This is a genomic window from Diaphorobacter sp. J5-51, assembly GCF_001023515.1.
Lineage (GTDB): Bacteria > Pseudomonadota > Gammaproteobacteria > Burkholderiales > Burkholderiaceae_C > Diaphorobacter > Diaphorobacter nitroreducens.
In genome coordinates this window covers 1-9,179 of sequence record NZ_JSYI01000045.1, presented here as the reverse complement: position 1 = coordinate 9,179, position 9,179 = coordinate 1, and the positions used below count along the sequence as shown (strand labels likewise).

4 protein-coding genes, 1 tRNA gene and 2 pseudogenes are annotated in these 9,179 nt (G+C 67.5%); 5 read left to right on the top strand and 2 right to left on the bottom strand.

The genetic code is table 11. From position 1 onward, the window contains the following. Window positions 1-63 precede the first annotated feature (63 nt). The gene (gene purL, locus OX89_RS06850; protein ID WP_047350050.1) at window positions 64-4,098 is read right to left on the bottom strand and encodes a phosphoribosylformylglycinamidine synthase; all 4,035 of its coding nucleotides are present in this window, start codon (window positions 4,096-4,098) and stop codon (window positions 64-66) included. A 177-nt stretch (window positions 4,099-4,275) separates the two neighbouring features. Between purL and map the strand changes: the two genes are divergently transcribed. The 3 genes and pseudogenes from map to OX89_RS19050 all read left to right on the top strand — a co-directional run. Beyond that, window positions 4,276-5,091, top strand: a complete 816-nt coding sequence (gene map / locus OX89_RS06845; RefSeq protein WP_011805500.1) for a type I methionyl aminopeptidase — start codon at window positions 4,276-4,278, stop codon at window positions 5,089-5,091. A gap of 59 nt (window positions 5,092-5,150) precedes the next feature. Continuing rightward, window positions 5,151-7,212: pseudogene (locus tag OX89_RS06840) on the top strand ([protein-PII] uridylyltransferase); the annotation flags it as partial. Between the two features lies 1 nt (window position 7,213). Further along, window positions 7,214-7,800 (top strand): annotated as a pseudogene (locus OX89_RS19050) (ACT domain-containing protein); the annotation flags it as partial. Between the two features lie 58 nt (window positions 7,801-7,858). On the opposite strand, the gene def reads toward OX89_RS19050, so the two are convergent. Beyond that, complete coding sequence (gene def / locus OX89_RS06835) at window positions 7,859-8,398, bottom strand: peptide deformylase (RefSeq protein WP_011805502.1); 540 nt, start codon at window positions 8,396-8,398, stop codon at window positions 7,859-7,861. Window positions 8,399-8,503: 105 nt separating this feature from the next. Between def and OX89_RS06830 the strand changes: the two genes are divergently transcribed. After that, a complete protein-coding gene (locus tag OX89_RS06830) occupies window positions 8,504-8,923 on the top strand; it encodes a YbaN family protein (protein WP_011805503.1) in 420 nt (139 codons plus the stop codon). 73 nt (window positions 8,924-8,996) lie between these two features. Beyond that, window positions 8,997-9,072: transfer RNA gene (locus OX89_RS06825), tRNA-Asn, on the top strand. Window positions 9,073-9,179 lie beyond the last annotated feature (107 nt).

Here is a 9,179-nt window from a genome sequence, read left to right as displayed (position 1 = left end):
TTGATCGCAACGCATCTGGCAAAAATAGTGTGAACAGGCCCTAGCCGCGCGCCGCGGCGCCGATCACCCCACCCACTTGCGTGCGTTGCGCCACACGCGCATCCAGGGGCTGAACGCGTCCTTGCCCCCCGTGGCGGCCAGATCGGTCCAGCTCATCTGGATGTTGCGGAACACACGCTCGGGGTGCGGCATCATGGCCGTGAAGCGTCCGTCCGCCGTCGTCACGGCCGTGAGCCCGCCGGCGCTGCCATTGGGATTGAACGGGTAGCGCTCGGTCGGCTGGCCATGGTTGTCCACGAAGCGCATGGCACGCACCACCTTGTCGGCATTGCCACGGTACTGGAAGTTGGCATAGCCCTCGCCGTGCGCGACGGCGATCGGCAGGCGGCTGCCGGCCATGCCCTGGAGGAAGATGCTGGGCGATTCCAGCACTTCGACCATCGACAGGCGCGCCTCGAAGCGGTGGCTCTGGTTGGTGGTGAAGCGCGGCCAGTCCTGCGCGCCAGGGATGATGTCGGCCAGTTCGGCAAACATCTGGCAGCCGTTGCACACGCCCAGGGCGAAGGTATCGCCACGCGCGAAGAACTGCTGGAACTGGGCCGACAGGCGCTCGTTGAACGTGATGGAGCGCGCCCAGCCGATGCCCGCGCCCAGCGTGTCGCCGTAGCTGAAGCCGCCGCAGGCCACCACGCCAGCAAACTGCGCCAAGTCGGCACGGCCGGTCTGCAGGTCGGTCATGTGTACGTCGAACGCCTCGAAGCCCGCCTCGGTGAAGGTGTAGGCCATCTCCACATGCGAGTTCACGCCCTGCTCGCGCAGCACCGCCACACGCGGGCGCGCGCCTGTGGCGATGTACGGCGCGGCCACGTTGTCCAATGGGTCGAACGTGAGCTGCACGTGCATGCCGGGGTCTGCGGGATCGCCGGCCGCGGCGTGCTCGCTGTCAGCGCAGGCGGGGTTGTCGCGCTGCTGGCAGATCTTCCAGCTCACCGCGTCCCATACCTGGTGCAGGTCCGGCAGGCTGGCGCTGAACACGGCCTTGGCATCGCGCCACACCTGCAACTCGCCCTTGCCCGCATCGATGGGCGAGGACAGCGGGCGCGTCTTGCCCACGAAGTGGCTGCAGGTGGACAGGCCGTGCGCGCGCAGCGTCTGCATGACCTCGTTGCGCTCGCTGGTCCTCACCTGCAGCACCACGCCCAGTTCCTCGTTGAACAGCGCGCGCAGCGTGCGCTCCTCGCGCCGGCCGCTGATCTGGGCGCCCCAGTTCTTGCCCTCGCCGCTGTCCATGCGGCCGTCGGTGATGCCGTCGCCCTCGGTAATGAGCATGTCCACGTTCAGCGCCACGCCCACCTGACCGGCAAAGGCCATCTCGGCCACGGTAGCCAGCAGGCCGCCGTCGCCCCGGTCGTGGTAGGCCAGGATCGCACCTTTAGCGCGCAGCGCGTTCACGGCGTCCACCAGGGCGATCAGGTCCTTGGCGTCGTCCAGGTCGGGCGTCTCGTCGCCGGTCTGGTTCATCACCTGCCCGAGGATGGAGCCGCCCATGCGCATCTTGCCGCGGCCCAGGTCGATCAGCACGAGGGTCGTGTCCTCTTCCTTGGCGTCGAGCTGCGGCGTGAGCGTGCCGCGCACGTCGGCCAGCGTGGCGAACGCGGTGATGATGAGGCTGACGGGCGAGGTGACCTTCTTGGTCTCGCCGCCCTCGCTCCACTGGGTGCGCATGGACAGGCTGTCCTTGCCCACGGGGATGGAGATGCCCAGCTGCGGGCACAGCTCCATGCCCACGGCCTTCACGGTCTCGTACAGCGCGGCGTCTTCTCCGGGCTCGCCGCAGGCCGCCATCCAGTTGGCCGACAGCTTCACGCGCGGCAGTTCGATGGGTGCCGCCAACAGGTTGGTGATGCTTTCCGCCACCGCCATGCGGCCCGACGCGGGCGCATTGAGCGCCGCCAGCGGCGTGCGTTCGCCCATGGCCATGGCCTCGCCGGCAAAGCCACGGAAGTCGGCCAGCGTCACGGCCGCGTCGGCCACGGGCACCTGCCAGGGGCCCACCATCTGGTCGCGGTGGGTCAGGCCGCCCACGGCGCGGTCGCCGATGGTGATGAGAAAGCGCTTGGAGGCCACCGTGGGGTGGGCCAGCACCTCGATCACGGCCTTCTCCAGCGGCAGGCCGTCCACGTTCAGCGGCGCGAAGCTGCGCTGCACGCTGGTCACGTCGCGGTGCATCTTGGGCGGCTTGCCCAGCAGCACGTCCATGGGCATGTCCACAGGATATTTCTGGTCGCCGGACGTGACCGCCGTGTCTTCCAGCACCAGTTGGCGCTCCTCGGTGGCCGTGCCGATCACGGCGAAGGGGCAGCGCTCGCGCTCGCAGAAGGCCGTGAACTGCGCCAGCGACTCGGGCGCGATGGCCAGCACATAGCGCTCCTGGCTCTCGTTGGACCAGATTTCCTTGGGCGCCAGGCCGGACTCCTCCAGCGGCACGGCGCGCAGGTCGAAGCGCGCGCCGCGGCCCGCGTCATTCGTCAGCTCGGGGAAGGCGTTCGACAGGCCGCCCGCGCCCACGTCATGGATGGCCAGGATGGGGTTGTCCGCCCCCTGCGCCCAGCAGTGGTTGATGACCTCCTGCGCACGACGCTCGATCTCGGGGTTGCCGCGCTGCACGGAGTCGAAGTCCAGCTCCGCCGCGTTGGTGCCCGTGGCCATGGAACTGGCGGCGCCGCCGCCCATGCCGATGCGCATGCCGGGGCCGCCCAGCTGGATCAGCAGCGTGCCGGCGGGGAACAGGATTTTTTGGGTGAGCCGCGCGTCGATCGTGCCCAGGCCGCCCGCGATCATGATGGGCTTGTGGTAGCCGCGGATGATGGCGCCCTCGCCCGTTCCGACCACCTGCTCGTATTCGCGGAAGTAGCCCGTCAGGTTGGGCCGGCCGAACTCGTTGTTGAACGCGGCGCCGCCCAGCGGCCCCTCGGTCATGATCTGCAGTGGGCTGGCGATGTGCTCGGGCTTGCCCACCTCGCTGCCCCAGAGCTTGGACACGGTGAAGCCCGTCAGGCCCGCCTTGGGCTTGGAGCCGCGGCCGGTAGCGCCCTCGTCGCGGATCTCGCCCCCCGCACCGGTGGCGGCACCGGGGAACGGCGAGATGGCCGTCGGGTGGTTGTGCGTTTCCACCTTCATCAGAACATGGTGGGTTGCACTACGCTTTTGATAGCTTGGAGCGCTTACCTGTTGGGCGAAAGACTCGAATTTGGCGATGAATTGCTCGACCTCACTGCCTTCCATGATGGAGGCGTTGTCGGCATAGGCCACCACGGTATGCTGGGGCGACACGGCTTCGGTGTTGCGGATCATGCCGAACAGGCTCTTGTCCTGCGCCACGCCGTCGATGGTGAACTGCGCGTTGAAGATCTTGTGGCGGCAGTGCTCGCTGTTGGCCTGGGCGAACATCATCAACTCCACGTCGGTGGGGTTGCGCGCCAGGCCTGTGAAGGCGTTGACCAGGTAGTCGATCTCGTCGTCGGCCAGGGCCAGGCCCCAGGCCTTGTTCGCAGCCTCCAGCGCCGCACGCCCGCCCTGCAGCACGTCCACGAAGGCCATGGGCTCGGCCTGCAGCTCGGTGAACAAGCGCTGTGCCTCGTCCAGCGTGGTGACCACCGATTCCGTCATGCGGTCGTGCAAGAGCGCCGCAACCTGCTGCAGCTGCTCAGTGCTCAACTCGGGCTTGCCACCCAGCAGGCCGCCCTTGAGGCTGATGCGGTATTCGGTGATGCGCTCGATGCGGCGCACCGCCAGGCCGCAGTTGTGGGCGATGTCCGTGGCCTTGGACGCCCAGGGCGACACCGTGCCCAGGCGCGGAGTGACATACAGCACCATGCCGTCCCGCGGGCCAGCGTATGGGTCGCCGTAGGTCAGCAGCGCGGCCAGGCGCTCGCGCGCGGCGGCATCGGGTGCGGCGTCGCCGGCCACCAGGTGCACGAAGCGCGCCGCAATGCCGTCGATCTTGGGATGAATGGCCGCCAGGGCGGGTTGCAGTTGCTGGGCGCGGAAGGTGCTGAGGGCATTGCCGCCCTCCAGCGGGGTGATGTGCAAGGTCACGGTAGCGGCCTGTGTGGTGGCAGAAAGAGGCGTTTCGCCCGCTGGTTGAGGCAGCCGCTGAATGGGGCCGCCGCGCCGGCAGCGCGTGTTGGTGGGAGCCCGCTATTTTAGCCCGCGGCACCGCCCTTGCCCGCCCCGCGCCCACAGGGGGCAAAGGCCGATGGGATAATTTGCGCCATGAGCATCACCATCAAAGACGCGCAGGGCATCGCCGGCATGCGCGAGGCCTGCCGCCTGGCGTCCGAAGTGCTGGACTACATTGCCCCACACATCAAGCCCGGCATCACCACCGCAGAGATCGACCGCCTGGGCGCGGAATGCATGGCCGCCCAGGGCACCGTGTCCGCCACCATCGGCTACCAGCCTCCGGGCTACCCGCCCTACCCCGGCCACTTGTGCACCTCGGTCAACCATGTGGTCTGCCACGGCATTCCCAACGACAAGCCGCTCAAGAAGGGCGACATCGTCAATGTGGACGTCACCGTGATCACCAAGGACGGTTGGTATGGAGACAACAGCCGCATGTACCTCATCGGCGAATGCTCCATTGCCGCCAAGCGGCTGTCGCAGCTCACGTTCGAATCCATGTGGCTGGGCATCCAGCAGGTCAAGCCGGGCGCGCGCCTGGGCGACATCGGCCACGCCATCCAGAAGTTCGCCGAGGGCCACGGCCTGTCGGTGGTGCGCGAGTTTTGCGGCCACGGCATCGGCCAGAAATTCCATGAGGACCCGCAGGTGCTGCACTATGGCCGCCCCGGCACGGGCGAGGAGCTGGTGCCCGGCATGACCTTCACCATCGAGCCCATGCTCAACCTGGGCAAGCGCGACATCAAGGAGTTGGGCAAGGACGGCTGGACCATCATCACCAAAGACCACAGCCTGTCGGCGCAGTGGGAACACACCGTGCTCGTGACCGAGACCGGCTACGACGTGCTGACCCTCTCCGCCGGCTCCCCCGCGCTGCCGGCCTTCGTCACCGCCACCACGACCTGAGCCAGGCCGCCGCGCCCAGAGCGCCGCAAGGCATGCACGGTTCTTGCTAAACGTCCTCCATGCCTTCCATCCCCCCCTGCCCCCCCGCCACAGCACCGGATCTCGCGCAGCTGCATGCGCTGCGCGACGCCTACCGCCAGGACAAGGCCGCCCTGCTGGCGACCCTGCGCGCGCCCGGAGCGTCCACGCGCGGCGTGCGCAGCCTGCTGCATCGCCTCTCGTCGCTGACCGACGGCCTGCTGTGCCGGCTGTGGGACCGCGCGCAGTTGCCTGAAGGCATGGCGCTGGTCGCCGTGGGGGGCTACGGACGCGCACAGCTGTTCCCTTATTCCGACGTGGACGTGCTGCTGCTGCTGCCGGACGGCATGAGCGTGGCCGCGGGCCATGCAGGTGCGGCGCCCTGCACGCCGATCGAGACCTTCATCGGCAGCTGCTGGGACGCGGGGCTGGAGGTTGGGTCCAGCGTGCGCAGCGTGGCCGAATGCCTGAGCGAGGCCGCCGCCGATGTGACGGTGCAGACATCGCTGCTGGAAGCGCGCCTGCTGTGCGGCAACGCCGCGCTGTTCGATGCGTTTCGCCAGCGCTACGACGCGCAGATGGACCCGCGTGCCTTTCTGGTCGCCAAGACGCTGGAGATGCGCCAGCGCCATACGAAGTACGAGAACACCCCCTACGCGCTGGAGCCCAACTGCAAGGAGTCGCCCGGCGGCCTGCGCGACCTGCAGCTCATCCAGTGGGTGGCGCGCGCCGCGGGCTTGGGGCGCAATTGGCGCGAACTGGCGGCCAGCGGCCTGGCCACACCGTTCGAGGTGCAGCAGATCGAGCGCAACGAGGCGTTGCTGTTCCTGATCCGCGCGCGCCTGCATGCGCTGGCCGGCCGGCGCGAAGACCGCCTGGTGTTCGATCTGCAGACCGCCGTGGCCGAGACCTTCGGCTACCGCTCCACCGCACCGGACGGCCAGCGCCTGGCGATGCGTGCCAGCGAGACGCTGATGCGCCGCTACTACTGGGCCGCCAAGGCCGTGTCGCAGCTGTGCCAGATCCTGCTGCTGGGCATCGAGGAGCGACTGAACCCCTCCACGCATGAACTGCGTCCGATCAACCCGCGCTTCTTCGAGAAGGCCGGCATGATCGAAGTGGCCAGCGACGACCTGTACGAAAGAGAACCCCACGCCGTCCTGGAAACCTTCCTGCTCTACGAGACCACCGTAGGGCTCAAGGATCTGTCGGCACGCACGCTGCGAGCGCTCTACAACGCGCGTGGCGTGATGGACAGTGAATTCCGGCGCGACCCCGCGAACCGCGCGCTATTCATGCAGATCCTGCAGCAGCCCGCAGGCATCACGCACGCCATGCGGCTCATGAACCAGACCTCCGTGCTGGGCCGCTACCTGTGGCCCTTCCGGCGCATCGTGGGGCAGATGCAGCACGACTTGTTCCATGTCTACACGGTGGACCAGCACATCCTGATGGTGCTGCGCAACGTGCGGCGCTTTTTCATGGCCGAACACGCGCATGAATACCCGTCGTGTTCACAGCTCGCCGCAGGCTGGGACAAACCGTGGATTCTCTACATCGCTGCGCTGTTCCACGACATCGGCAAGGGGCGCGGCGGCGACCATTCACAGATCGGCGCGCAGGAAGTGCGGCGCTTTTGCCGCCAGCACGCGGCGCACGGCATCACGCGCGAGGACGCGCGGCTCATTGAATTCCTCGTGGCCGAACACCTCACCATGAGCCAGGTGGCGCAAAAGCAGGATCTGTCCGACCCCGACGTGATCGCCGCCTTTGCGCGCCGCGTGGGCAACGAGCGCTACCTCACCGCCCTGTACCTGCTCACCGTGGCCGACATCCGCGGCACCAGCCCCAAGGTGTGGAACGCCTGGAAGGGCAAGCTGCTGGAAGACCTGTACCACGCGACGCTGCGCACCCTGGGCGGGCGCGCACCCGACGCCGCCGCCGAGATCGAGGCGCGCAAACGCGAGGCGCTGGTGCTGCTGGCATTGGCCTCCCAGCCCCACGAGGCGCACAAGAAGCTGTGGGATACGCTGGACGTGAGCTATTTCATGCGCCACGAGGCGGCGGACATCGCCTGGCACACCCGCCACCTCTCGCGCCACGNCCGGCAAGCCGGTGGTGCGCGCACGCCAGTCGCTGGCGGGTGAAGGCCTGCAGGTGCTGGTGTATGCGCCGGACCAAAGCGACCTGTTCATGCGCATCTGCGGCTACTTCGACCGTGCGGGCTTTTCCATCCTGGATGCGCGCGTGCACACCGCCAACAACGGCCATGCGCTGGACACCTTCCAGGTCGTTGCCTCCAGCCAGCCAGGCGCCTACCGCGAGCTCATTCACATGGTCGAGAACGACCTGCTGCGCGCCATCGAAGACCCGCGGCCGCTGCCCGAGCCTACGCGCAAGCGCGTGTCGCGTCGCGTCAAGAGCTTCCCCATCGCGCCGCGCGTCACGCTGCGCCCTGACGAAAAGGCCCAGCGCTGGCTCATCAGCATTTCCGCCAGCGACCGTGCCGGCCTGCTGTACCTGGTGGCGCGCGTGCTCTCGCGCCACGGCCTCAGCGTGCAGTTGGCCAAGGTGAGCACGCTGGGCGAACGGGTGGAGGACGTGTTCCTGGTGCAGGGCCCGGAGATGCAGAACAACGCGCGACAGATCCAGATCGAGACCGAGCTACTGCAGGCGCTGGCCGATCAATGACTATGATTTCGATAGCTGCTTGCGCTTGCCACAAGGGCGCTACAGCCTGATTGAGCGCTCAATCGTCTTCTACCGCACCAATCTCCGGAAACAACACCTCCGTGTAACCGAACTGCGTGAAATCGCGCACGCGCATTGGGTAGAGCTTGCCGATCAGGTGGTCGCACTCGTGCTGCACTACCCGCGCGTGGAAACCTTCCGCCACACGGTCGATGGGCGCGCCCAGCAGATCGACGCCGCGGTAGTGGATGCGCGCAAAGCGCGGCACCTTGCCGCGCAGGCCCGGCACGGACAGGCAGCCCTCCCAGTCGTCCTCCTCGTCGGCGCCCAGCGGCGTGATCACGGGATTGATGAGCACCGTGGGCGGCACGATGGGGCGGTCGGGGTAGCGCGGGTTGCGCTCGCCGGAGCCGAAGATCACCACCTGCCAATCCTCCCCGATCTGCGGTGCTGCCAGGCCCGCGCCGTTCACGGCCTGCATCGTCTCGCGCATGTCGTTCACCAGTTGGTGCAGCGCGGGCGTATCGAATGCGGTAACGGGTTGGGCCACCCGCAACAGTCGCGGGTCGCCCATCTTCAGGATGGTGCGGATGGTCATGGTGGGTCTGCGGGCTGCAGCCGCCAAGCGCAGGGCATGGCGAAAGGCATGGCGGCGTCCCTGCCTTGGAGCATAACGCCCGGCAACACCTGCACAATGGCAGGCATGTCCCCGCCGTCCGAGCCACTGCCGCCCGTCCCTGAGCAAGCGCCCCTGCCCGCGCTGGCGCGCTGGCTCTTGCTGGTGTTTGCCGCACTCTGCCTGGCGATGGGGGTGATCGGCATCGTCGTGCCGGGCCTGCCCAGCACGGTGTTCATCCTCATGGCGGGCTGGGCGGCCGCGCGCAGTTCGCCGCGCCTGTACCGCTGGCTGTGGTTCCACCCGCTGTTCGGCTCCATGCTGCGCAACTGGGCCAACGGCGGGCGCGTGAGCCGCCATGCGAAGTGGAGCGCCACCTTCCTGATGGCCCTGTGCGCGCTGGTGCTGTGGGTGGTGCATATACCACGCTGGGCGACCATCAGCGCGGTGGTCAGCATGGCCTGCGTACTGGTGTGGCTGTGGCTTCGCCCTGAGCCGCAGCGCTGACATCGCCCTTCGCATCCCTTGCACAGCACAGCGTCAAGGCGGCACTTTTTTATGTATATAATCTAAGTCTTGTTCCTCGATAGCTCAGTCGGTAGAGCGACGGACTGTTAATCCGCAGGTCCCTGGTTCGAGCCCAGGTCGAGGAGCCAAATTCCAAGCCTTGCAATTGCACAAGGCCTGCCAAAAACAAGCACCGATCATTCCTCAATAGCTTGTATCTTTAAACCAGACCAGCGCGGTAGAGTCTGAACGCCGT

Bases quoted from the DNA above. Each gene is read 5' to 3' on its own strand.
- map (WP_011805500.1), top strand. From the start codon at position 4,276: ATGAGCATCACCATCAAAGACGCGCAGGGCATCGCCGGCATGCGCGAG.
- def (WP_011805502.1), bottom strand. From the start codon at position 8,398: ATGACCATCCGCACCATCCTGAAGATGGGCGACCCGCGACTGTTGCGG.
- OX89_RS06830 (WP_011805503.1), top strand. From the start codon at position 8,504: ATGTCCCCGCCGTCCGAGCCACTGCCGCCCGTCCCTGAGCAAGCGCCC.